This window comes from Chitinophaga polysaccharea (assembly GCF_902150045.1).
Classification (GTDB): domain Bacteria; phylum Bacteroidota; class Bacteroidia; order Chitinophagales; family Chitinophagaceae; genus Chitinophaga; species Chitinophaga polysaccharea_A.
This window is the reverse complement of record NZ_CABFVU010000003.1, coordinates 566,937-592,438: the sequence shown is the minus strand read 5'-3', so window position 1 is coordinate 592,438 and position 25,502 is coordinate 566,937. Positions and strand designations below refer to the sequence as shown.

Sequence of the window (25,502 nt, the reverse complement as noted above, 5' to 3'; positions counted from 1 at the left end):
ATCAGAAAACGGGTTATTTATTTATAACGCAAAAGGCATATAAATGGTTGTCATTCATTATTTAAATCAATCATATATCCATATCACAATATAATCGTTATTCCCTATGGCGTTTTTTATTCACATTCTTTGATTTTTAGGCCGGAATAAGGGCTGAAATGGCTATATTTGCCTTTATCTGTTTTACGCAGAAAAAACTGTAAATCAACACACAAAATGACAGAGCATACGGAAAATCATCAGGAAGGGAGAATTGTCCAGATAAATATCGAGGAGCAAATGAAAACGGCCTACATAGATTATTCTATGTCCGTGATCGTGGGCCGTGCCCTGCCCGATGTGAGAGATGGTCTGAAACCTGTGCACCGCCGTGTTTTATTCGGGATGAATGAACTCGGTAACCACAGTAACAAGGCCTACAAGAAATCAGCGCGTATTGTGGGTGAGGTAATGGGTAAGTATCACCCGCATGGTGATGCCTCCATTTACGACACCATTGTACGTCTGGCACAGCCCTGGAGCATGCGTTATCCCATGGTGGATGGTCAGGGTAACTTCGGTTCGGTAGATGGCGATATGCCGGCTGCCATGCGTTACACTGAGATCCGCCTGCAGAAGATCGCAGAAGCCATGCTGGAAGACATCGAGAAAGAAACGGTGGATTTTACCAACAACTTCGACGACACCCTGCAGGAACCTACGGTACTGCCTACCCGCATTCCTAACCTGCTGGTGAATGGCGCTTCCGGTATCGCCGTTGGTATGGCTACCAACATTATGCCCCACAACCTCAGCGAAGTGGTGGACGGTGCAGTGGCGTATATCGAAAACAGGGACATCACCATTGAAGAACTGGTCAAACATATCAAGGCGCCCGACTTCCCTACAGGAGGTATTATATATGGTTTTGAAGGCGTTAAACAAGGCTTTGAAACCGGCAGGGGCAGGGTAGTGGTAAGAGGTAAGATCACCTCAGAAACTGCCAAGAACGGCCGCGAAAAACTGGTGATCTATGAACTGCCTTACCAGATCAACAAGGCGGTACTGCATCAGAAAATTGCACAGCTGGTAAACGATAAAATTATTGAAGGCATTTCCGATGTACGCGACGAGAGCGACCGTGAAGGTATGCGCCTGGTAATTGATCTCAAAAGGGAAGCTATCTCCAATGTGATCATCAACCAGTTATTTAAATACTCCGAGCTGCAAACATCTTACGGTATCAATAACGTGGCCCTGGTAAAAGGTCGTCCCCGTATATTGAACCTGAAAGATATGATCGCGGAATTCATCGACTTCCGTCATGAAGTAGTAGTTAGAAGGACCCGCTTCGACCTGCGTAAGGCAGAAGAGAAAGCACATATCCTCGCCGGTTACCTGATCGCACTGGATCACCTGGACCAGGTGATTGCGCTGATCCGTGCCGCAGCTACGCCTGATGTGGCAAAAGAAGGACTGATGACCGAATTCGGGTTGTCTGAGATCCAGTCGAAAGCCATACTGGAGCTGCGCTTACAGCGCCTTACCGGCATGGAGCGCGATAAGATCCGCGCCGAATATGACGACATCATGAAGCTGATCGCTTACCTGAAAGATGTATTGGCCGATGAATCTTTACGTATGAAGATCATCCGCGAAGAACTGGAAGAAGTGAAGAAGAAATTCGGTGACGAGCGTAAAACGGAGATCCAGTACCTGGCCAGCGAAATGAGGATAGAAGATATTATCGCAGAAGAAGATGTGGTGATCACCATTTCACACCTGGGATATATCAAGCGTACTTCCGCTTACGACTACCGCCAGCAGAAACGCGGTGGCCGCGGCGCAATTGGCGGTAAAACCCGTGATGAGGATTATATAGAGCACCTGTTCGTAGCCTCTACCCACCATACCATGCTGTTTTTCACGGAAAAAGGCCGCTGCTACTGGCTGAAGGTCTACGAAATTCCGGACGGCGAAAAAAGCGGTAAGGGACGTGCTATCCAGAACATGATCCAGCTGCCGGCCGATGATAAGATCCGCGCTATCATCGACATTAAAGACCTCAACGATAAAGATTTTATAAATAACCATTATATTGTACTTTGTACCAAGAAGGGTATCATCAAGAAGACAATGGTGGAAGAATTCTCCCGCCCCCGTCAGAACGGTGTAAACGCTATCACGATCAATGAGGGCGACCAGTTGCTGGAAGCCAAACTGACTACCGGCGACAGCCAGATTATGATGGCCATCCAGAGCGGGCGCGCCATCAGGTTCCCTGAAGTAACGGTTCGTGACACCGGTCGCGGCGCCATTGGTGTAAGGGGAATTGAGGTAGACAGCGACAAAGATGAGGTGGTTGGTATGGTTTGTGTTAATAAAGAAGACGATCAGAAAACCATCCTGGTGGTATCTGAAAAAGGATTCGGTAAACGCACCAACATCGAGGAATACCGTATTACCAACCGTGGCGGTAAAGGTGTGAAAACCATTAACATCACGGAGAAAACCGGTAACCTCATTGCGATCCTTGACGTAACGGAGAAACATGACCTGATGATCACCTGCAAATCCGGTATCACCATCCGCATGGCCGTTGCAGATATCCGGGAAGCCGGCCGCGCCACACAGGGTGTACGCCTGATCCGCCTGGATAATAACGATGAAATTGCAGCTGTAGCAAGACTCGATGAGCAGGAAGAAGAAGCCATCATTGCGGAAGAAGGTACGGAAGGTGCCGGAACAACCGCTGTAGCAGGCGAAGAAATACCTGAAGCAGATGAAAATGACGACACACCGGAAGGAACCGACGGTGAAGCTACTGAAGCAACAGAGGAATAAATCATCTTTTTATAACCGGTAACAGGTCCGTAACCCGGTCTGTTACCGGTTTCTGATAAAAAACACAGCCGGCTTTTAGTGGTAACTATACTGCTGGTTGTATTATTATTTATTGGAGCACCATACTCTTATTGTAATCAGCAACTAAAAAAACAAAAGCATGAAAAAATTATTGGTATCTCTTCTCTTTTGCACGGCCGGTGTATCGGTTATGGCACAACGGGCAAAAGTTAGCAGTGCGGATGAGAACCTGAAGAAGCAAGACCTGGAAAAAGCCAAAGCGGATATTGACGCAGCATTACAGAACGACAAGACCAAAAACGACGCTAAAACATGGCTGGTAGATGGTAAGATCCTGGAAGCTATGGGCACCAAGCAGAAAAGTGCGGCACTCGCATCAGAAGCTTTTGCAGCCTTCAAAAAAGCATTGGAAATAGATCCTAAAATGAAAGAAGCGGTACTGGAAATGAACCAGCCTCTGTTCAACGTTTATGCTACTATTGCCAACGCCGGTTATGCTAACCTGAATGAACAGAAATGGGACTCCTCCCTGTATAACTTCAAACAGGCCTTTGAAGTAGCTGACTTCTATAACAGTAAAAACCTCGGTGGCTCTATTCCTACAGATACTGCCCTCACTTTTTACGTTGGTTACGCTGCCAACCAGGCCGGTAAAAAAGACGATGCTTTCACCTACCTGAAAAAAGCAGCAGACCTGCAGTTCAAAGGCGAACCGGCACTCTACGTGATCCTGGGTCAGCTGTACGAAGAAAAAGGAGACCAGGCTAACTGGCTGAAAACAATCGAACAGGCTAAAGCATTATTCCCTAAGGATAAACGCTTTAACGATATGGAAATGGCCTTCTACAGCAAAACAGGTAAAACCAACGAATTACTGGGTATGCTGGAAAAGAAGATCGCCGACAATCCAAACGACCAGGCAGCTGTACTGGATTACGCTATCCGCGTAGATAACCTGGCTAATCCCCACGATGAAAAAGGCGGTGATGCTCCTAAACCGGCAAACTACGAAGAACTGATAGGTAAAGCAGAAGCAGCATACAAGAAAGCGATCGAAATGAACCCTGCTGATGCAACTGCCAACTTTCAGCTGGGCGCACTGTACTTCAACCGTGCCGTTGTTTTCAACAAAGAGCTCAATGGCCTGGACAGCAAACAGCAAACTTCACCCAAAGCCAAAGAATTACAGACCAAGGTAGAAGGACTGATGGGTCAGGCATTGCCTTTCTTCGAGAAAGCTGATGAAGGTTTCACCGCTAAAGCCAGCAGCCTCGATGCAAGCGACAAACAAACTTACGAAAGCTGCCTCTATGCACTGCAGAAGATCTACGCGATCAAAAACAATACTGCAAAAGTAGAAGAAGTGAAAAAGAAACTGGACGGCTTACAGAAATAGTAACCGCACTTATAATAAGTACAGGGCCCGCCTTACGGCGGGCTTTTTTTATGCGCGCGGAGTTTGTCTGACTAATCCTGAGTCAGACAAACTCCGAAAAAAAATCCCGTTAACCGAAGGCCAACGGGACTTTTTAACTCAAACGCTGTATGGTGTTGAATTATGCTTTCTTAGCAGCAGGAGCAGCTTTCTTTGCATGTTCGTGTTTAGCAGCTTTTTTAGTAGTGTCAGCAGCAGGTTTTGCTTCCGCTTTAGCTTCAGTTTTAGCGGCTTTCTTTGCTGGTTTAGCAGCTGGTGCTTGTGCAAAAGATGCAGCAGAAATGCTCATTACTACTACAGCGGCGATCAGGCTTTTTTTCATGATGTTGTATTTTTTAAAATGATTAGATGAAAGAATGTATCGTTATAGTTTCTGAAGTAAAAATACAGCAGCAAAGAGCGTGTTGGCGGGATGTTTCGGTGAATAGGGTATTACTGTCGTTGAACAGGGAAAAATGTACGGTAATGTATAACGGAGAACTATAATAATATATGGATGGCTTCCTGTACAGCCTGTATGCACAGCTGTTTCAGCGTATTAAACTGGCTGGCCACCGTACCGGGATGATAGCTGTTTTCCTGTAGCTTTTCCAGGGGCTCCAGCACGGGGTAGAGGTGATCCTGTAAACCAATAAAAGACACCGTAGTTTTGAGATTATGTGCGGTAGCGCGTATGGCCGCTATGTCTTCCTCCACCACAGCCTGCTTCAGCAATGATAATTCTTCCGGCAGCTGTGTAATAAATTGCTCCAGCATCGTTTTTTCGAATTGGGTATTGCCCTTGGAAAGGTCGTGAAGATAGTCCAGGTTGATCAGTTGATGAACACCGTTTTCACCCGGCAGCTGGTGAACAGCCGGCAATTCCCAGGGCGGCAGCTTGCCAATGTACAGCTGGATCATCCTGTACAGGTCGTCGTCAATAATAGGCTTGGAAATATACTCATTCATGCCCATTTGCAGGCATTTCTCACGTTCGCCGGTCATGGCGTGGGCCGTCATGGCTATTACCGGGATAGTGGAATGAAGCTCATTCCTGATGGCCTGTACGGCCGTATAGCCGTCCATCTCAGGCATTTGTATATCCATGAGCACCAGGTCGAAGTGCTGCCGCTCCAATGCCTGTAATACCTCTTTGCCATTGTTCACCATTTTGTATTGCAGATGCCAGCTGCCCAGTAAATGACGAAGCAGGTTCTGGTTCATCCTGTTATCTTCTGCCACCAGCAACCGTACATCCGGGTGCAATGGCAGCTGGTCGTTTTCTGTAAGATAGTTAGTCCCTTCTTCAAGCAGTGGCTCGCCCAATGTATATGGCAATTCCACTTTGAAGGTAGCGCCTTCACCTGGTTTGCTTTCCACGGAAATAAAGCCGTTCTGCAGCTCTATCAGCTGTTTTACGATGGCAAGCCCCAAACCGGTGCCGCCGTATTTGCGGGTGGTAGCGGCTTCCGCCTGGTTAAAACGGTCAAAAATACTTTGTTGCTTGGAGGGATCAATACCTATGCCGGTATCACTAACGGTGAACAATATACGTACTGCATTATCTTCCGCCCATGTTTTTGTTACGTGTATGCGCACAGCTCCCTCCCCGGTAAATTTAACGGCATTGCTGGTAAGGTTTACCAGCACCTGCGTCAGCCGCACAACATCTCCATATAAAATATCCGGTACATCGTCCCCGATGGTAACAGACAGCTGCAGCTGTTTTTCTTCGGCCTTTGGCCGGAACATGGTGTTGACGGCATGCAATACGCTGCGCAAACTGAAGGAGGTAGCTTCTATGCGCATCATACCGGATTCTATTTTGGAGATATCCAGGATGTCGTTGATAATTTCCAGCAAACTTTGCCCAGCATTTTCTATGGCGGCCACGTACTCTTTGGATTTATCGTTCAGTGGCTGCACTTTGAGCAAATTGGTAAACCCGATCACGGCGTTCATTGGGGTGCGTATCTCATGGCTCATATTGGCCAGGAACTGTTCCTTTATTGCGGCCAGTTTCTTTTCCTGCTGCCGCGATTCATCCAGCGCTTCTATGAGCTGTTCCTGCTTGTGGATCCTGCTGGTAATATACAGGAATGCCAGCAGGCTCGTTAAGCAGGCGAAGAAAACCAGGACAGTGCCCCATCGCTGGGCTTTCTGGCCGCTACTGTCTATCAGGTGGGTGGTACGGTTCACCTCCGATTGCCGGGTGGTATCCAGCTGCCGTAAAATGCCGGTAATAGCTTCTCCCAACCGCTTCCCCTTCTGGTTGTTAATGAGCTTTTCTGCGGCCCATTTACCCTGGCTGTAAAAGGTATCCAGCACCATCAGGTTGAAATTGTTCTTTTCATCCACCAGGTAGTTCAGCTGGGTAAGGAGCTTCTCTGTGCTGTCGTTCTTGATGATCTTATTGATCTCTTTGAGATCGGCCTTTATGATGGCTATTTCGGCTTCAATGCCGGTAATATGAAGGGTATCCTGGGAAATGACCGCACCACGTACTTTGCTGTCGGTTTTGGCCATATTCGTTTGCAGCTTCTGAAGCTCATTCTTCACATTCAGTTCCTGCAGCAGCTGCTCATTGCCTTTAATAAGCTTATGGATATTGTTAGCGGAATTGAACTGCAGCACAACAAATAATATCATTCCGGTAATGAACAGGCCAAGGAGGTAATATTTGATTCTTTTAGGCTGCATGACAGTTTAGTACATATAAACGCTGATATAGGAAAGCCGGTTCAATAAAAGTAGCAATTTTATTGTTCCTTCCTTCAGATAATTAGCCTCAGCGCAATTATCCGCTGAGGCCAATTATGTGTAGTAAAGGAATCCCGTTATTTTGCCTTTGGTGCAGCCGGAGCAGCAGCAGGTTTTGCTGTATGATGATGCTTCGCGTGTTTTTTGTGTACAGGCGCCTTGGCAGCAACTTCTTTCTTTGTTTCTTTTTTAGGCGCAGTGGTCTGTGCAAAAGATGATGCACTCATAAACAACATAGCTGCAGCGATTACAATACCAAACTTTTTCATGGCTGTATATTTTATTTAGTGATCAATTGTTTTGACGAGCTAAAGGTACATCCAGGGAAAAAAGAAGGGCAATACTAATGGCCCAACAGGCAGGAGCTGTCGTTCAAAAAGGGGAAAGTGTCGTTGAGTTACAGGAGATTCAGTTTATTGTTAAGGGCAGACCGGTAGGCATCTGCTACGGGGATAGCGTTCTTATTGATAATAATGGTGCCGTCCTCAATGGATTCAATTTTGTCCAGCGCCACAATGTAGGACCGGTGCACCCGCATAAATTTACCTGCGGGCAGCTTTTCTTCCAGCGCTTTAAGGGTGGTATGGATGGCGTGGAATTTCTGGGGGGTGTTTAATTTTACATAATCGCCCATCGCCTCCAGGAAAAGGATGTCTTCTGTTTTTATTCTTTTCAGGACACCATTGTCGCGTATAAACACAAACTCGGTATCGGATACCTGAAGCTCACGGAGATTGCTGTCGGTGATTTCACGTGCCTTTTCAATAGCCTGGATAAAGCGGGCAGGCTGCACCGGTTTAATCAGGTAATCTGCCACATTCAATTCAAATGCCTCTACTGCGTAATCTTTTTTTACTGTTGTGAAGATGATCACCGGGCGCTTCTTTCCCAGGTTACGGGTAAGTTCCAGGCCGCTCATACCTGGCATTTCGATGTCCAGCAACAGCAGATCTATCTTTTCTTTCTGTAAAAAATTATATGCTTCCATAGCGCTGCTGCATTCACCCGCTACATGCAGCTGTTCTACATGACTGGCCAGTTGTTTCATAGCGGTGCGCGCCAGCTTGTTATCGTCTACTATCAGGCAATTCATGCGGCTAATTTAAGTACAAAAATCATCTCAGCCGCAACTACGATGCAGTTTTTTCTGGCGGCATTTTGTTTTTAAGTTTTACATTTGCAGAAATGAAGTGGCTGCTTTACATATTAAGCTGTTATATTGTACTGTTATCGTGCATTCCCTGCAACGACTACCAGGCGGTAAGCAATCCTGTGGCTGTACAGCTTTCCACTTCGCACGACCATGAAACGCAACCGGATTATTGCTCCCCGCTCTGCGTATGCAGCTGTTGCAATATACAGGCTATACCCGTGGCAGCTGTAACGGTTCATTTTATCGCGCAACGGGTTATGGTTAGTTACCCGGCATTGCCCGTTAACCCGCTTCCTTCTTTACCAGATACCATCTGGCAGCCCCCACAGCGGGTTTAATAACGTTTTACAGATGTTTTTGCTATGAGCATATCCGCGCCTTTTACCGGTGCAGGTATGGCTATGGTACTTCATTTTATTACTTATTGAATCAATTATGCTGGATAAGATCATTCGTTTCTCCGTGAGGAACAAATTAATGATAGGGATATTTACGTTTGCCCTGGCGGCATTTGGTGTTTTCGCCCTATTAAGGCTGCCGGTAGATGCAGTGCCTGACATCACCAACAACCAGGTACAGGTGATCACGCAATCGCCCTCGCTGGCCGCACAGGAAGTGGAAAGGCTTATTACCTTTCCTATTGAACAAACCATGGCCGTGATACCGGAAATGGCGGAGATCCGCTCCATTTCAAGGTTTGGACTGTCGGTGGTTACAATAGTATTTCATGATGATGTAGACATTTACTGGGCCAGGCAACAGGTGAATGAAAAGCTGGGAGAAGCCAGGGCCAATATCCCTGAGGGTATCGGCGCACCGGAAATGTCGCCCGTTTCCACCGGCCTTGGGGAAATATACCAATATGTGTTGCATCCCCGGAAAGGATATGAGGAAAAATTTGATGCACGGGAACTGCGCACTATTCAGGACTGGTATGTAAGGCGACAGCTGCTCGGTACTCCGGGCGTAGCGGAAGTAAACAGTTTTGGCGGTATGCTGAAACAATACCAGGTAACGCTGAACCCCGATAAACTCCGCAGCTACCGTCTCAGTATAGCCGACGTGTTCAATGCGATGGAGCGCAACAATCAAAACACCGGCGGAGCCTATATCGATAAAAAGCCCAACGCCTATTTCATCCGCAGCGAGGGCCTGATCGGCAGCCTGGCAGATATAGAAAAGATAGTGGTGAAGAACACGCCTGAGGGGCTACCTGTGCTGATAAGAGACATTGCCGACGTGCAGCTGGGCAATGCTGTACGCTACGGCGCGCTTACCCGCAATGCCAGCGGGGAAGCCGTAGGCGGCATTGTAATGATGCTGAAAGGAAAGAATTCCAGCGAAGTGGTGAAAGCCGTAAAAGCAAGGATTACTGAGATACAAAAAACATTGCCGGCAGGCGTGGTGATAGAACCCTTCCTGGACCGCAGTGAATTTGTTGGCAGGGCAATAGGCACTGTGCAGAAAAATTTAATAGAGGGCGCGCTCATTGTCATTTTCGTACTGGTGCTGTTCCTTGGCAACCTGCGCGCCGGACTGATTGTAGCCTCTGTAATCCCGCTGTCGATGTTGTTCGCCATCTCCATGATGTACGTGTTTGGCGTATCGGGTAACCTGATGAGCCTTGGCGCCATTGATTTTGGGCTGATTGTAGATGGGGCGGTGATAATAGTAGAAGCCACCCTGCATCACCTGGCAGGCCGGAATAAAACCGGACAGCCACTGCGCCTGTCGCAGCCGGAAATGGATACAGAAGTTTTTGACGCTGCCAGTAAAATACGCAGCACCGCAGCTTTCGGCGAGATCATTATCCTCATTGTATACCTGCCCATCCTGGCGCTTACAGGTATTGAGGGTAAGATGTTCCGTCCTATGGCACAAACGGTATCCTTCGCCATCCTGGGCGCCTTTATCCTGTCGCTCACCTATGTGCCGATGATATCCGCCCTGATGCTGAGTAAGAACCTGGATAATAAAACGACGGTGGCCGACCGCATCATGCGCTTCTTTCAACGTATATACGCCCCCGTTATCCGGGGCGCATTACGCGCAAAGGCGTTAGTAACGGCAACGGCTATATTGCTTTTTGCGATCGCTTTATTTTTATTTGGAAAGATGGGGGGAGAATTTATACCTACCCTGGAAGAAGGGGATTTCGCGGTGGAGACAAGGTTACTCACAGGCAGCTCCCTGTCGGAAACCATCAGCAAAGTGAACCTGGCCTCCGGCATACTGATGAAACAGTTCCCTGAAGTGAAGGAAGTGATTGGCAAAATAGGCGCTGCGGAAATACCTACCGACCCTATGCCGATGGAGGCCTGCGACCTCACCATTTTGCTGAAGCCCAAAAAAGAATGGACCAGCGCCCGCAGCCGGGAGGAACTGGCCAATAAAATGCAGGAAGCCCTGGAAGCCATCCCCGGGGTGAGCTTCGGGTTTTCGCAACCCATCCAGCTCCGTTTCAATGAGCTCATTTCAGGTGTGCGGCAGGATGTAGGGATCAAGATCTTTGGAGAAGATCTTGCCACACTGGCATCGCTGGCCGGGAAAATTGGCGGCATTGTAAACCGTACACCAGGCGCAAAAGACCTGTACATAGAACAAACCGGCGGGTTGCCGCAGATCGTGGTAACGGCCAACAGGGATAAGATAGCCCGTTACGGGCTGGATATCGCCACTATTAGTCAAACCATCAACACCGCCTTTGCGGGTCATAGCGCGGGCCTGGTATACGAAGGGGAGAAGCGGTTCGACCTGGTGCTGCGGCTGGATAAGCAGAGCCGGCAGCACCTCACGGATGTGCAAAACCTGTATATCACCACCCCGTCGGGCAACCAGGTACCGCTGCAGGAAGTAGCCGAAGTAAAAATGACCATCGGTCCCAACCAGGTACAAAGAGAAGACGCCAAAAGGCGCACCATTGTTGGCTTCAACGTACGTGGCCGTGATATCGCCAGCGTAGTGGAAGATATTGAAGCCGCCATTGGCAAAGAAGTGAAACTACCCTCAGGCTACTTTATCCGCTACGGCGGGCAATTCGAAAACCTGAAGGAAGCCAATCAGCGTTTAGCCATAGCCGTGCCCGCTGCACTGCTGCTGATCTTTGGCCTGCTCTATTTTACTTTTCATTCCGTAAAACAATCACTGCTCATATTTACCGCTATCCCCATGTCGGCCATAGGCGGCGTTTTTGCGCTGTTGCTGCGCGGGTTGCCGTTTAGTATATCCGCCGGCGTAGGATTTATTGCCTTGTTTGGCGTGGCAGTGTTAAATGGTATCGTACTGATCGGTGAGTTTAACCGGTTAAAACAATCGGGTATGGAAGACCTCAACAGCGTGGTGCTAAATGGAACGGCTACACGATTAAGGCCGGTACTTATGACGGCGTTTGTAGCCTCTCTGGGCTTTTTGCCCATGGCACTGGCTACCAGCGCCGGCGCGGAAGTACAGCGCCCCTTAGCCACCGTGGTCATCGGGGGATTGATCACCTCCACGTTGCTCACGCTCCTGGTCTTACCCTGTTTATACATCTATTTTGAGAAAGGCTTTTCAAAACATAAATTATGAAGATCCGGATATTAATAGTTATGCTGTTACCGGCTATGGCCATGGCGCAATCACAGGCCCTGACCATGGAAAAGGCCGTGCAGCTGGCGTTACAGCAAAACAAAGGACTGAAGGCGGCAGATGCGTCTGTCGATTACTACCGCAAAATGGCCCGCAGCAGCGGCGAGATCCCGAAAACGGATGTGAACCTGCAATACGGGCAAACAAACAGCTATGTGGCCAATGATAACAATTACAGTATCACACAAAGCATTCCTTTCCCTACCGTATTCGGCGCAAGGAAAGCACTGAACAATGCGCAAACGGATAAAGCAGTATGGCTAAAAGCAGTAACACAAAATGAACTGGTGTACCAGGTAAAACAGGTATACGTGCAACTGCTGTACCTGCAGGAGCTAAAGTCGCTGCTCATGGAGCAGGACAGCATCTTCACCGGCTTTGTGCGCAGTGCAGACCTTCGCTACCGTACCGGTGAAAGCCGGATGCTGGAAAAGATCGCCGCAGAAGGACGTTTGAATGAAGTAAAGAACTCCCTGCGGCAGAACGATGCAGACCTCCATATTTATACCGCCAGGTTACAGGCGCTGCTGGGCATCAATACACCGGTGAGTATAACGGAAACGGCTATACCGAATGCCACAATGCCGGTGATGGATGATGATGCTGCCATAGCCGCCAACCCACAGCTGCAATACCTGAAACAACAGGTAACCATTGCGGAAAAGCAGAAGCAATTATACAAAGCCGCTATACTGCCGGATATCATGGTTGGTTATTTTAACCAATCATTCATAGGCACACCGCTGAATGCTTCCGGGGCGCCGCTGGCCACTAACAGTAACCGTTTCCAGGGGTTCCAGGTAGGACTGGCATTGCCTATCTGGATGGGGCCACTGAAAGCAAAAGTTAGGGCGGAAGAAAAGCAGCGACTGGCCGCCGGTTTACAGTTCGATAATAATATGATACAGCTGCAATCCCAGTACGAACAGGCAGTGCAGCAGTTTATCAAGAACAGGAACAGCCTGGAGTTTTACCAGCGCACATCACTGCCCAATACGGAGCTGTTGCTGAAACAATCTGAGAAGTCGTACAGGAGCGGGGATATCGGTTATGCCGAATATTTTCTTAACCTGGAACACGGGCTTACCGCCAGGCAAGGATACCTGCAGGCCCGTAACGAAATAAAGCAGGCGGAATTATATATGGCCTACCTGGCGGGCCGGCAGTAAGCTTCAGCCGGTCTTCAATCTAAAAAAAAATATTTATGCAATTATTCAGAAAACATATAGCCTTTACCGTTATCACCGCCTTCATGCTTGTTTCCTGCGGTGCAAAACAGGAAACAGCCAACACGGATACGCATGATCACGAAGAGGAAGCAGGCGTGGTGGAGCTTACAGCTGCACAGTTTAAAACTGCGGGCATCACTTATGGTAAACCTGAAAACCGCCAGATCAGCGGGGCCGTTAAAGTGAACGGCCTGCTGGATGTGCCGCCACAGCAGCAGGTGAGCATTTCGGTGCCTATGGGCGGTTTTATAAAACAAACCAGTTTATTACAGGGGATGCCGGTAAAAAAAGGACAGGTAATTGCCGTACTGGAAAACCTCGACTATATCCAGCTACAGCAGGATTACCTGGAAGTAAGCAGCCAGCTGGAATATGCCGCAACGGAATATAACCGCCAGCAGGAGCTGGCCAAAGAAAATGTAAATGCCCTGAAAACATTGCAGCAGGCAAAAGCCGCCTGGCAAACGCTGCAGGCCAAAGAGAACGGGCTGAAACAAAAACTGTCTATGCTGAACATCAGCACAACAACTTTGCAAAAAGGGAATATTCAGCGCAGCATCAATGTATACGCGCCTATCAGCGGTTATGTAACCCAGGTGAATGTGAACCTGGGTCAGTTTGTAACGCCGGCGGATATCCTTTTCCGTATCGTGAATACTGAGCATCTGCATGCAGAGCTAACAGTGTTTGAAAAAGACGTGCCCCGCTTAAAGATCGGGCAGCTGGTACGTTTTACACTGGCCAACGAAGCAAAGCCACGTACCGCCACTGTTCACCTGATTGGCCGGGAAATAAGCCAGGAACGCACGGTAAGGGTACATTGCCACCTGGACGAAGAAGATACCCAGTTGCTTCCCGGTACCTACCTGCAGGCCATGATTGAAACCGGCGCCGCCGCCGTAAAAGCATTGCCTGACGCCGCCGTGGTGAACTTTGAAAACAAGGCCTACGTTTTTGTAAAAAAACCAGGTACGGACAGCACCTTCCATTTCAATATGCTGGAAGTGCAGAAGGGGAACAGCGAACAAGGGTACACGGAAGTAATATTTCCCAAAGCCCCGCCAGAAGAGGAAATAGTGATAACCGGCGCATACGACCTGCTGGCCCAACTTAAAAACAGCGGTGAACATGAAGGGCACTGATCCCCTGTAAACAGCGCAAGCTTTATCAAAAGTAATCTCATGCGGTTTTCCACCAGTTACTTTTGATAAAGCTCTTCATACGCCCCGGTTAATTAAATCATCTTATATAATTACATTAATTTCATATATTTGAAATTAATAATTAGTAGTAAGATGAAATATCTGAGATGGCCCACTCTTTTTGGCGCTTTACTGATCAGCAGTTTAGCGATAGCCCAGGTACCCGTGGTTACACTGGGACCCGATTTCGCTGAACCTGGAGACGGATGGGATAAACTGATGCAGTTAAAGAACGGCAATACCGTATTCCTGCATTTCTCCAAAAAAGACGGGCTGCTGGTCAATATCTATGATACCACGCGCGCCCTGAAAGTAACAGATACGGTGCATACGCAGCTATGGAATGCGGCGGACCTGGAATCGACCGAAATAGATGGCATCTTTGAGATAAACGGACAGCCGGTGATTTTTTTACAACAGCTGGTAAAGTATAACCCCGTCATGTACCGCCTGGTTCTGGATGCGGAAACGGGCAGGCTGCTGCGGGAAGATAAACTGGGAGAGCTGCCCAGTGTACAACATCGCAGCGTGTTTATAGACGATAACCTCGCTACGCATGATATGTACGTGGAAAAAGATGCCTGCAGCGATTATTACGCGGTGGCCCTGTTTTCCGGCGCGCCTGTCCGGAAAACAGACAGCATTCGTGAGCGCATCCGGGTACTGCATTTTTCACCTGCCCACGAGCTCATTAACAGCGGCTGGTTTTACCTGGGCGATTCTTCGTATAGCTATTTCAGTTATATCAATATGGCGGTGAAGGGAAAAGAGAAAGTGTACCTGAGTACAGTAGGATTTAATGCCAAACGGAAAGAAGGAGATGCAGGCGCCAAAGTGTTGTTCTCTATGCTGTCGCCGGACTCGGCTGCCTTTGCCCATGAAGTACTGGATTACACAGCAGGCTTTGGAAATGTAGGTGGAAATATCCAGGTGGCCGGTTCACAGGTAAAGATGCTGCTGTATGTATCTTCAAAACAAAAAGAAGGATATACGGGTATAATGATGAATACTTTCCAGGCGTATACCGGTAAACTGAGAAAACATGTACAGCTATCGTTCCCCGAATTGTCGCGCAATGTACAGCAGAACCTGGGCTACAAAGAAGACTACAAAGGCGCACCCCAACGGTTATACCTGAACGAAGACGGCAGCAGCACCTTGTTGATGGAAAGTTTTTCCTTTTTCAAACAGGGGAACTCGCAGCTCAATAAACTGCATACTAATCTTGGCGATATAGGGATCACCCTGCTGGATACCTCCGGCCGGGAGAACGCTACCCTGGCCGTTTCCAAGTACCAGGTGATCACCGGGGTATGCGAGCCTTTCCAGCTGCAGCGACGCAGTAAAAGCGAGTGGGTGTTCCGGAATAAAATTACGGCGCTGAATACCAACACGTGGTTGTCGTATGACTATATTCCCGTGCCGGGCGTTTCCTTTGTGCTTTTCAACGACTACCTGCAATACCTTGATACCGGGGGACAGGATAAAGTGCGCAAGCCCTTGAAATTCGCGACAGACGCCAACTTCGTTTGCTACCGTTTTTATAATGGTAAAATGGAACGGCTGTTCCTTTTTGGTATGCCGGAAGTTACAAAGGGATATGCCTGTATGATGGGCGCGGCAGATTATAATGCACAAACCCGCGTATACGCTACTCTATTGATCTCGCGGAAAGGGTTAGAGAAAAAAGCAAATATTGCCTGGATCAGGTTTTAGAGGCTGGTCCAGCCTTCCGGCACTATCCCCGTACGGAATTGGTTCACCGCGTTATGCGCCAGCCGGGTAGGCTCGGGCAGGCGATAGCCCTTTATGCATTGCATCAGGATCTCTGTACTGCCGGGAACGTCTATAAGATGTCCGGGTGACACGAAGACAGGTTTTACATTGCTTTTGCTCCGTAGTACATTACCAAGCTGCTGCCTCTGCTTGTCTGTAAGCGGTGTATAGCTGCCTTTTTCCATACCCGGTTCTTCATACATCCCGAATAGTTTTTTCTTGGCGCTGCCAATAGATGGTTGCTGTGCCAGTACCCCAAAATGACTGGCAATTCCCATGCGGCGGGGGTGCGCAATGCCATGTCCGTCTACCACCAGGATATCCGGTTTCAGCGGTAGCTGCGCCCAGGCATCCAGCAAGGCAGGCACTTCCCGGAATGCCAGGAAGCCCGGAACATAAGGGAACAGCACTTCTTTTTTTACAAGGCTGTAACCCACCGGCTTCATGGAAGGGAACTCCATCATTACTATACCGGCATATACGGTGGTACTGAATTTATTGAAAGAAATATCGGCGCCGGCCACATAATTAAGCGGGCCATTGTACGGTGTTATCTTTACGGTATCTTTTAATTCCTTTTGTATAATGGTGGCCTGCGGAACAGTTAGTTCATTGTAGTTGATCATGGATGCCGTTGTTTATTGCTGCTTAAAAAAGGGATAGCTGGTCGCCGCTTTTTGGGTCCGCCGGCTTTACAGCTTTTCCGAAAACGGTTCTGCCGCCATACTGCCATGAATCGCGGCGTTCCTGGGCTATTACCTTATCAAAGTTGGTATTGGGCTCAAAATCTTTTTCAATCTGCTGTGAGAGGGCAGACAGTTTCCTGATGGCATCTTTCTTATCAGACTCACCGATCTTCGCTTTATGCAGCGCCTCCTTCAGCGTATGAATGGTTTCATCATAGATCCTGGTGGGCACCGGGAAGGGGTGACCATCCTTACCTCCATGAGCAAACGAAAACCGCGCGGGATCTTCAAAGCGGGAAGGAGTGCCATGAATCACTTCGCTCACCAGGGTAAGCGATTGAAGCGTTCTGGGGCCTACACCTTCCAGCATCAGCAGGGCTTCAAAATCGGCGGGATCGGTATCATGCGCCAGTGCCAGCACGCTGCCCAGTCTTTTCAGGTTTATGTTTTCCGCTCTCACATCGTGGTGGGAGGGCATCACCAGGTTACGGATTTCCGGCAGCAGGTGCGCGGGTTTTTCCTTTGTAAGCTGAAGGATACCTGTTTGGGTGCTGCCTGCCTGCAGGTCAGTAAGGTTAAGAATACGACCCTGGTTACGGCCGTAGATAAAAGTATGAGGCGCCTCCGTGTATGATTGAAACGCAGAAGAATGCCAATGGTAACGCCTGGCCATGCTGCTGGCATCATTCATTCCCTGCTGTACCACCGCCCATTCTCCTTCATCAGATAAGATAAAAGAGTGCAGGTAAAGCTGGAAACCATCCTGCACAGCCGTGTTATCTACTTTAGCGGTGAGCTTGCTGCTGTATACCAGCTGATCGCCGGGCAAACCGGTCTTATATGCAATGGCGGTTAGTTCCGCCGGTGTTTGTTTGCTATACCGCCCTTTACCTCCGCAAATATAAATACCCAGTTCGGCAGAACGGGGATTGATGGCTTTTTTCAGGGCGCCCATCACACTGGTGGTAATACCTGATGAGTGCCAGTCCATGCCCAACACGCAACCCAGCGCCTGGAACCAGCAGGGATCGCTGAGCCTTTTAATCACTTCTCCTTTACCGTAATCGGTCACAATAGCCTCTACAATAGCGCCGCCCAACAGGCTCATTCGCTTTGCCAGCCAGGGAGGAACCTGGCCGTAGTGTAAAGGCAGATCTGCATATGACATATTGATATTTTAAGTTGGATTGGCCTGCACCTCATATTGGATGATACCGGTACTGGTAAGTAAAAAATTATCCAGCTGTTCCATTTTATGGTGAGCGCCCCGCACCGTGTAATTTACTTCTATGATGTTCTCTTTTCTCACCACCATCATTTTCTTATACTTCAGCTGAAACTCCTGTAGGATATTTTCAACATCTATATGTGGAAATTTTTCTTCATAAAAATAAATTGTGTAAAGCCGTTTATCATTTACCATGGCAATCCGTCGCTCTACAAACTCCAGTAAAATAAGCACCAGGAGCGCGCCCACAAGGGCGGCAGCCGCCAGCCAGTACTGGCTCATACCGATAGCCATGCCTATAGCCGCTGCAATCCAGATAGAGGCTGCAGTAGTGATCCCGTCAATGGAATAATCGCCCTTGAAAATAACACCTGCCCCAATGAAACCCACGCCTGTGAGGATATTGGAGGCTACGCGATCCGCGGAATTGGGGTATCCCAGCTCGGCGGAAAGAATAGTAAATACAGTGCTGCTCATGCATATCAGGGTCATGGTACGCATACCGGCCGCCTTTCGCTTATATTCTCGTTCAAGGCCCAGCAATCCCCCCATCAGCAATGCTATCAGCACTTTCAGTATCTGGTCTTCTTCTATGATCTGTAATACATGTTTCATTCTCTGAAAATATATGCTACAAATGTAAGCGTTGGCACAATTCTTCCTTAAATAAAAAAGTAAGGGATATTGAACTGTTTGCTTTAATGCCCGTTACGAATGTAATCTATCACTATAAAACTATTTACCAATGGTACCATTCATTTATAAATCATGCGTTGTACTTTGTTTAGCCGGCATCCTGAGTATGTTTCTTTTTGCCTGCAACAGTTCCAGAGAAGCCAGCCGGGAAGCCGATTCCGCTGCTGTATCTATGCCTTCGGTAGATAGTACCAGTGTTGTACCTGTGGATACTACCAAAACCAAACCGGATTCAACAAAGCTATAAGCAGTAACTTGTTTAAGGAAGGCGCCCTATCAACTGAGAAACGTATTACCTCACCCTTAAACATTCGGTATATGAAAGTAACACACATGCTCATGCTTGCAGGAGTATCGGTATTGATGCTCGCAGCATGCGGTAACGGTAACAAATCCGGAACCGACTCAACAGTAAATACAACGGATACGGCTGGTATGATTCAGCAGGATACCGTACCCGCTGCACAGATGCCTCCGGGCGCCATTAATCCGGGTGAAGATTCATCCCGCTTTGGGACAGGCACCCAGGACTCTTCTAAAAACAGACCTTAGCTGCAACATAATGCCTCCGCATTGTTTTTCATCCAACGGAAAGCAACTCCGGAGGCATTATAATTTTTATCCCGCTTTTGCAATATATTTGGATACCTTTCGTCTACCTCTATTAATAAAGATAATATCCGAATGCAAAACGACACCTCAACCCCGGCGCCAAAGCAACCAATAAAGGTGGCCGCATTAAAAAAAACATTTCGCCTGTTCCGTTATGTAAAACCTTACTGGCCTCAGTTTTCACTGGGTCTCTTTTTTCTCCTGGTTTCAAGTTTAGCGGGGCTTGCCTTTCCCAAACTACTGGGCAACCTGGTAGACCCGAAAAGCAATGATTTCCTTTTCAATGGCATGAACAAAGCCGGCCTGCTTCTCGTAGCCGTACTGGTGGCGCAGGCTATCTTCTCATTCTTTCGCATTGTGCTATTTGTTAATGTAACAGAGAAAACACTGGCAACACTCCGGCAAACCATTTACAGCCACCTGATCCGGCTGCCCATGAAGTTTTTCCTGGAAAGAAGGGTGGGAGAGCTCAGCAGCCGTATCTCATCAGATATATCCCTGCTGCAGGAAACATTTACCACCACCCTGGCCGAATTTATCCGGCAGATGATCATTATCATAGGAGGCGTGGTAATTTTGCTGGTCACTTCCCCGCACCTGACCCTCTTTATGCTGGCTATTTTGCCGTTGATGATGGTGGTGGCCGTTGTTTTCGGCAAGTTTATCCGCCGCTTTTCGAAACAGGTACAGGAGCAGGTAGCTGCTTCCAACACGGTAGTGGAAGAAACCCTGCAGGGCGTATTGAATGTAAAAGCTTTTGCCAATGAATTTTTTGAAATAGCACGTTACCGCCAGCGTACCAATGAGGCGGCCAGGCTGGGCATGAAAAGCGGGAAATTCCGCGGCGCCTTTTCCTCCTTTATCATTATGGGCATTTTTGGCGCCCTGGTAGCGGTTATCTGGAGAGGCGTGTCTATCGGGATGCCCACTGCAGATCTTTTATCGTTTGTATTATACTCGCTGTTCATCGGCGGATCTATTGCCGGTCTCGCAGAAGTATATACCAACCTGCAGAAGAGCATAGGCGCTACCGAGCACCTGCTGGAAATACTGGATGAACCTGCGGAAGAGATCAGCCCGGTAACGGCTATCGCCCCGGAAAACCAGCTGGACGGGCAGATCAGCTTCCGTAATATTTCTTTTCATTACCCTTCCCGTCCTGATCTTACCATCATGAACGATGTTTCCTTTGATGTGTATGCCGATCAGAAAGTAGCGCTGGTAGGCCCCAGCGGTGCAGGGAAAAGCACCATCGTTTCCTTACTGTTACGCCTGTACGATCCTGTAAGCGGCAGCATCCTGTTCGACGGCAAAGAAAGCACCGCCTTTCCATTGTCGGAGCTTCGCTCACAAATGGCAGTAGTGCCCCAGGATGTATTCCTTTTTGGCGGCACTATCGCGGAAAATATTGCCTATGGAAAGCCCGGCGCCACCCAGGAAGAAATGGAGGAAGCCGCGAAAAAAGCCAATGCCTGGGAATTCATACAGCGGTTCCCGTTAGGCCTGCAAACCGTGGTGGGAGAGCGGGGCATCCAGCTCTCCGGCGGGCAACGGCAACGCATCGCCATTGCCAGGGCTGTTTTGAAAAACCCGCGTATCCTTATCCTCGATGAAGCCACTTCTGCACTGGATTCAGAATCCGAAAAACTGGTACAGGATGCCCTGGATAAGCTCATGGAAGGACGCACCTCCATCGTGATCGCACACCGCCTGGCCACCGTGCGCCAGGCCGATAAAATAATTGTGCTCGACAAAGGCCGTATCGTAGAAGAAGGCACCCACAACGAACTGATAGGACAGGATGGCTTATACCGCACCCTGAGCGATATGCAGTTCGCGAGCTAACGCCGAAGGCGATACAAAGCTACATATACGGCCGCATCTCCTCGTCAATATCCTTGCGGAGATCCATAAGCTTTTTGGCGTAGCCTTCCATGCTTATTTCGCTGGCGGTTTGCGGAGTCCATTTGGGAACAGGTACCGTTTTGCCATGATCATCCACTGCTGCAAACACCATTACGCAGTGGGTGGTTTTTGTTTTCTGCTGTTGACGCGGGTTTCCTGCAAATACATCAATGGAGATATGCATGCTGGTATTACCCGTATAAATGATAGTTGCGTGTATTTCTACCAGGTCGCCGATGGAAATAGGTTTGAAAAAACGGATACCACCCACATATACCGTTACGGCATATTGCCCGCTCCAGTTGGCGGCGCAGGTATAGCCCGCCTGGTCAATCCATTTCATAACAGAGCCGCCGTGTACTTTCCCTCCGAAATTTACATCCGATGGCTCCGCAAGGAACCGAAGGGTGATAGTGTGATAAATAGAATCCATAAGTGTTGTTTACTAACAACAAAATACGAATTAAAAATTATCACCTCCGCCCATTTCTGCATTATCGTTTTCCTTAGGCTTGTTATTCTTTCTTTTAAAGAGATGAGTGTCCATTTTACCAAAACGCCAGGTAGCATTGAGCCTTAACTCACGGGTAGCGCGTTTGCGGTAATTTTCCTGCTCGGAAAAACTGGTACTGGTATAAGCAAGATTGCGGTCTGTATTGAAGATGTCATTAATACCAAGCGAAATAGACAGCGCCTTGTTCTTCAGCAGATCCTTTTTAATGGCGGCATCGGCCGACCAGTTAGGCTCTCTTTCACCCTGTGGCATGATCTGTTTGGATTCATACTCGGCGCTTACCTGGAGCGACAGGTTCCACGGCAATTTGGTGTTGCTGTTCAGCTTACCAAACCAGATAAAGCCCTGGTTGGAAAGATTATTACCATTGCTGGTAGCATCAATCTTCGTTTGGGCAATGTTCACATTGGTGGTCAGGTCCCAAATTTTTGTCAGCTGGCTTCTCACCGTAAACTCCGCCCCATATGAATTCCGGGTACTGGCATTGATAGGATAGGAGAGCAATACATGCTGATCCTGCCCGTTCAGGTTCAGGGTAGTATCTACATAAAAATCGGTGATGGCATTGTTGGTATTCCGATAGTATAAAGACACCAGCAGGTTATGCTTATGCGCAATATCCTTCAGGTAAGATAATTCAAAGGAATTTGTGAACTCCGGTTTCAGCTGCGGGTTACCGGTGCTGGCGGTTTGGCCGCTGTAGTCGATATTAGGCAACAGGTCGCGGAACCAGGGCCGGCGGATACGGCGGCTATAGTTCAGTTGCAGTTCATGATCGCCTTTAAACTTCTGCGACAGGAAAATGCTGGGGAACAGGCTGATAGGGTAGTTGATCTTATAGGAAGATTTCTTTCCCAGTCTTGTTTCACCGTCATAGTTGGATTGCTCCGCACGTAAGCCCACCTGGTAGCCGAAATTATCTTTGGCGCCGGTGTAGCTTACATACCCTGCATTGATCTGCTCCTGGTAGTGATAGCTGTTAGACAGCGCTGTGTCCAGCGTAAAATCGCCGGAAGGATAGTTCTGCCCGTAAGTATTGGTGAAGTTGTCGAACTTGCGGGTATTGCTGCGCAGCCCCATTTCAACTTTGGATTTTTCTGTCAGTGGCTTCACATAATCCACCTGGGCGGTCATATACTTGGTGGTTCCTTCTCCACTGCCATAGCGCAGTTCCGGCTTCTCAGGATCATATACCGGTTGACCTGAAAGATCAAAATACTGCAGGGAATAATTAGAACTGTTGTCGCCCGTAGCATAGTTATAGGTGAAATCCGCTGTCAGTTCTTCACCTTCTTTTGCAAAGGTGTGCTTGTAGCCCAGCTGCGTGGTATAATTACGGAACCCGTTCAAGGTATTATTAACACCGTTGCCATAGCGTACTTTCTGCTGGTGATCGTCCAGCTCATTCACCGTTTGATTATTATACCGGTTAAAATTACCCCCGGTAATATTCTCTGATATTGTGATAGTATTACGGTTATCGATGAACCAGTCGAACCCGATACGTCCGGTCTGGAACTTCCGGTAAAAGTCGCCGTCTTCCAGCTGTTCGGTATACGTAGTGGTATCAGCGCCGAGGTTCTTGCGGAACAGGCGGCTGGTCATGGGCGATTTCCGGTTACGGAAGTTATAGTTAATAAAGAAATTGAACTTTTCCTGGCGGAGGTTAAAATCAATACCACCGTTGGTGCTGCCCAGGGAGGTAGCGCCGGCGTTCACCGAGCCATTGATGCCTGCCTTCTTATTTTTCTTCAGCACAATATTCAGGATACCGCTCATTCCTTCCGCATCATATTTGGCGGAGGGGTTTGTTACCACTTCAATGTTCTGTATGGCGTCTGCAGGGATCTGGTCCAGTGTGAGCGTTGAGGGGCGGCCATCAATAAAAATGGTAGGGGCGCCGTTGCGCACGGTTACATTCCCATCGATGTCTACGTTCACGGAAGGCACCTGTTTAAGCACATCGGTGGCAGTACCGCCTATGCTGGCCAGGTTCTTTTCTACATTAAACACCCGCTTATCGATGGCCATTGTAAAGGCAGGTTTTTCGCCTACTACATTTACAGCCGCGAGCGATTTTACATTGGCCTTCAGTTTAATATTGCCAACGTCTATGGTACCTGATTTGGCAGATGGCGCTGCCGGTTTGTAAATAGTTTCGTAGCCGATAAAATTAATTTTCAGGATATATTTATTCAGCGGGATGTTTTCGAAACGGAAGTCCCCGTTGGTTTTGGAGAGCATTCCTGTTTGTACGGAGGAGTCAGGGCGTAGCAATGCTACAGATGCGTACTCAATAGGTTTGCCCGTTTGCGCATCCAGCAGTTTGCCGTAAATAACGCCTGTGCTGGCGGAGGCAGCTTTGCCCTCCGGTTGTTGCGCCACAGCACTAATACAAAATAATAACAGCCAGCCTGTAATTAACGATACAATTTTTCCCATAATAGCTTCCAACAATTTATAGCCCTGTAAAATTACCTTTTATGGACGAAGAATTCCCTGTTTTTGGGATGAAAGGTTGGTTGGAACCCTTTACAGTCCGCTGTTTCAACTACAGAATCTAACAGGATTCTTTGTGGTGGCCAATTACAGGAATATGCAGAAAAAATACCTCAAGTGTTAATTAGTGTTAAGCCTGGTTTTTAACCGGTATAACCAGGTGGAGGCCAACGGATAGCATACGTTAAATTTTGTGGATAAAAAAGAGGTCAATACAAGTTTATCGTTTCCATTGTATTACAGAGCAACGTATCTTTACAGCCCGCTGTTACGTTATTTTAATTTTTTTATATGCATAAGGATTACCGACCGGACTGGGATATTTATACGTGCCACATTGAAGAAAGTCCAGCAGTAATAGGCCTTGACCTTGATCTGAGACGATTTGCGCCATTGAAGGAAAAGCCGAATGCCATATATATAACAGTGTATCTTAACAATCCACGTGAGGACGGATTCCCGCAGAACGATGAATTTGCCATCATGGGTGAAATTGAGGATAGCCTGGTGGAGCAACTGCAAAACAAACTGGATGCGCATTTTGTGGGCCGTACCTTTTCCAATGGCGTACGTGATTTTTACTTTTATTCAGGCACTACATTGCTGCATGATAAATTCATTGCGGATGCAATGGTGAATTTTCCCGATTACCGTTACGACTACGGTGTAAAGGAAGATAATAACTGGGAACTATATTTTGATTTTCTTTTTCCTGATGTATACGAGTTTCAGCGCATACAAAACAGGAAAGTACTTCGTATGCTCCGCGAGCATGGCGATGTATCAGAGAAGGAACGCATTATAGAACACTGGATCCATTTTAGAACGGAAGAAGATAAAACTGCTTACTGGGAACATATCAAGGAGAATGGTTTTGCTTTAGCAAGAGAAGAAAAAACAGATAACCCTGAATTCCCCTATAAATTATGCATTTCCCGCTCCGATAAAGCCAGCGAGGCTTCTATCGACAGTGTGGTAATGAGCCTTTGGGAACTGGCCCAACAGGTAAACGCCGAATATGATGGCTGGGAAACCAGCATCATGAAGTAGATTGTCCTGGAACACTGATTATGATGATTTTGATGATTCTGTTGATCTTTTTAAATAGACTTTAAAAATTCTTTTTAAAAAATACCAGTGTAATCATCAAAATCATCATAATCAGTGTCCCAAGACAACATCCGCTATTTCCGCAGCAATCCTGTCAGTAAAGAAATGGCAAATAACACCAGGAAAATATAAAACAGGATCTTGGCGATAGATGCTGCTCCGGCGGCAATGCCCCCGAAACCAAAGACAGCTGCGATAATGGCGACGATAAAAAATATGAGTGCCCAGCGTAACATAACTAAAACTT

The 25,502-nt window shown here is 47.9% G+C and carries 21 protein-coding genes; 11 read left to right on the top strand and 10 right to left on the bottom strand.

Going from position 1 to position 25,502, the window contains the following annotated elements:
• The first annotated feature begins 216 nt into the window (after window positions 1–216).
• Both gyrA and FN124_RS22720 read left to right on the top strand, forming a co-directional pair.
• A complete protein-coding gene (gyrA, locus tag FN124_RS22725; protein WP_142687066.1) occupies window positions 217–2,823 on the top strand; it encodes a DNA gyrase subunit A in 2,607 nt (868 codons plus the stop codon).
• Window positions 2,824–2,983: 160 nt separating this feature from the next.
• Entirely contained in the window at window positions 2,984–4,240 is a 1,257-nt protein-coding gene (locus FN124_RS22720; protein WP_142687065.1) for a tetratricopeptide repeat protein, read from the top strand.
• A gap of 160 nt (window positions 4,241–4,400) precedes the next feature.
• Here the strand turns inward: FN124_RS22720 and FN124_RS22715 are convergent, their stop codons facing one another.
• The 4 genes from FN124_RS22715 to FN124_RS22700 form a co-directional block, all read right to left on the bottom strand.
• Window positions 4,401–4,601 carry a hypothetical protein gene (locus tag FN124_RS22715; RefSeq protein WP_142687064.1) on the bottom strand — a complete coding sequence of 67 codons (201 nt, stop codon included), beginning with the start codon at window positions 4,599–4,601 and terminating at the stop codon, window positions 4,401–4,403.
• Window positions 4,602–4,759: 158 nt separating this feature from the next.
• Window positions 4,760–6,958, bottom strand: a complete 2,199-nt coding sequence (locus FN124_RS22710; protein WP_142687062.1) for a hybrid sensor histidine kinase/response regulator — start codon at window positions 6,956–6,958, stop codon at window positions 4,760–4,762.
• A gap of 137 nt (window positions 6,959–7,095) precedes the next feature.
• Window positions 7,096–7,287 (bottom strand): hypothetical protein, encoded by a 192-nt coding sequence (locus tag FN124_RS22705; protein WP_142687061.1) that lies wholly within the window; start codon window positions 7,285–7,287, stop codon window positions 7,096–7,098.
• Window positions 7,288–7,415: 128 nt separating this feature from the next.
• Window positions 7,416–8,111 (bottom strand): LytR/AlgR family response regulator transcription factor, encoded by a 696-nt coding sequence (locus FN124_RS22700; RefSeq protein ID WP_142687059.1) that lies wholly within the window; start codon window positions 8,109–8,111, stop codon window positions 7,416–7,418.
• A 92-nt stretch (window positions 8,112–8,203) separates the two neighbouring features.
• On the opposite strand from FN124_RS22700, the gene FN124_RS22695 reads away from it, so the two are divergent.
• The 5 genes from FN124_RS22695 (at window position 8,204) to FN124_RS22680 (ending at window position 15,945) form a co-directional block, all read left to right on the top strand.
• The gene (locus tag FN124_RS22695; RefSeq protein WP_142687058.1) at window positions 8,204–8,509 is read left to right on the top strand and encodes a DUF6660 family protein; all 306 of its coding nucleotides are present in this window, start codon (window positions 8,204–8,206) and stop codon (window positions 8,507–8,509) included.
• A 139-nt stretch (window positions 8,510–8,648) separates the two neighbouring features.
• On the top strand, window positions 8,649–11,738 hold the full coding sequence (locus FN124_RS22690) for an efflux RND transporter permease subunit (protein ID WP_260607562.1): 3,090 nt from the start codon (window positions 8,649–8,651) through the stop codon (window positions 11,736–11,738).
• The gene (locus FN124_RS31225; RefSeq protein WP_221887869.1) at window positions 11,735–12,967 is read left to right on the top strand and encodes a TolC family protein; all 1,233 of its coding nucleotides are present in this window, start codon (window positions 11,735–11,737) and stop codon (window positions 12,965–12,967) included. The genes FN124_RS22690 and FN124_RS31225 overlap by 4 nt, the downstream gene beginning before the upstream one ends.
• Before the next feature lie 35 nt (window positions 12,968–13,002).
• Window positions 13,003–14,169: an efflux RND transporter periplasmic adaptor subunit gene (locus FN124_RS22685; RefSeq protein WP_142687057.1), complete on the top strand. Its 1,167-nt coding sequence runs from the start codon at window positions 13,003–13,005 to the stop codon at window positions 14,167–14,169.
• Window positions 14,170–14,322: 153 nt separating this feature from the next.
• Window positions 14,323–15,945 (top strand): hypothetical protein, encoded by a 1,623-nt coding sequence (locus FN124_RS22680; RefSeq protein WP_142687056.1) that lies wholly within the window; start codon window positions 14,323–14,325, stop codon window positions 15,943–15,945.
• On the opposite strand, the gene nfi is transcribed toward FN124_RS22680, so the two are convergent.
• From nfi to FN124_RS22665, 3 genes are read right to left on the bottom strand one after another with little or no spacing between them, the layout of a single operon-like run.
• On the bottom strand, window positions 15,942–16,631 hold the full coding sequence (gene nfi / locus FN124_RS22675; protein WP_142687055.1) for a deoxyribonuclease V: 690 nt from the start codon (window positions 16,629–16,631) through the stop codon (window positions 15,942–15,944). The two genes, FN124_RS22680 and nfi, sit on opposite strands and share 4 nt — an antisense overlap.
• 22 nt (window positions 16,632–16,653) lie before the next feature.
• The gene (locus tag FN124_RS22670; protein WP_142687054.1) at window positions 16,654–17,859 is read right to left on the bottom strand and encodes a DUF763 domain-containing protein; all 1,206 of its coding nucleotides are present in this window, start codon (window positions 17,857–17,859) and stop codon (window positions 16,654–16,656) included.
• A 9-nt stretch (window positions 17,860–17,868) separates the two neighbouring features.
• The gene (locus FN124_RS22665; protein ID WP_142687053.1) at window positions 17,869–18,534 is read right to left on the bottom strand and encodes an MgtC/SapB family protein; all 666 of its coding nucleotides are present in this window, start codon (window positions 18,532–18,534) and stop codon (window positions 17,869–17,871) included.
• Between the two features lie 130 nt (window positions 18,535–18,664).
• Here FN124_RS22665 and FN124_RS22660 point away from each other — a divergent pair, with 130 nt between their 5' ends.
• From FN124_RS22660 to FN124_RS22650, 3 genes are all read left to right on the top strand, one after another.
• On the top strand, window positions 18,665–18,862 hold the full coding sequence (locus FN124_RS22660) for a hypothetical protein (protein ID WP_142687051.1): 198 nt from the start codon (window positions 18,665–18,667) through the stop codon (window positions 18,860–18,862).
• Between the two features lie 71 nt (window positions 18,863–18,933).
• Window positions 18,934–19,167, top strand: a complete 234-nt coding sequence (locus FN124_RS22655) for a hypothetical protein (RefSeq protein WP_142687050.1) — start codon at window positions 18,934–18,936, stop codon at window positions 19,165–19,167.
• 132 nt (window positions 19,168–19,299) lie between these two features.
• Window positions 19,300–21,072: an ABC transporter ATP-binding protein gene (locus FN124_RS22650; protein WP_142687048.1), complete on the top strand. Its 1,773-nt coding sequence runs from the start codon at window positions 19,300–19,302 to the stop codon at window positions 21,070–21,072.
• A gap of 19 nt (window positions 21,073–21,091) precedes the next feature.
• Here the strand turns inward: FN124_RS22650 and FN124_RS22645 are convergent, their stop codons facing one another.
• Both FN124_RS22645 and FN124_RS22640 read right to left on the bottom strand, forming a co-directional pair.
• On the bottom strand, window positions 21,092–21,565 hold the full coding sequence (locus FN124_RS22645) for an acyl-CoA thioesterase (RefSeq protein ID WP_142687047.1): 474 nt from the start codon (window positions 21,563–21,565) through the stop codon (window positions 21,092–21,094).
• Window positions 21,566–21,595: 30 nt separating this feature from the next.
• The gene (locus tag FN124_RS22640; protein WP_142687046.1) at window positions 21,596–24,088 is read right to left on the bottom strand and encodes a TonB-dependent receptor; all 2,493 of its coding nucleotides are present in this window, start codon (window positions 24,086–24,088) and stop codon (window positions 21,596–21,598) included.
• Window positions 24,089–24,436: 348 nt separating this feature from the next.
• Between FN124_RS22640 and FN124_RS22635 the strand changes: the two genes are divergently transcribed.
• Window positions 24,437–25,195, top strand: coding sequence for a DUF695 domain-containing protein (locus FN124_RS22635; protein ID WP_142687045.1), 759 nt, complete (start codon window positions 24,437–24,439; stop codon window positions 25,193–25,195).
• 134 nt (window positions 25,196–25,329) lie between these two features.
• Here the strand turns inward: FN124_RS22635 and FN124_RS22630 are convergent, their stop codons facing one another.
• On the bottom strand, window positions 25,330–25,491 hold the full coding sequence (locus FN124_RS22630) for a DUF1328 domain-containing protein (RefSeq protein WP_079471907.1): 162 nt from the start codon (window positions 25,489–25,491) through the stop codon (window positions 25,330–25,332).
• Window positions 25,492–25,502: the final 11 nt, after the last annotated feature.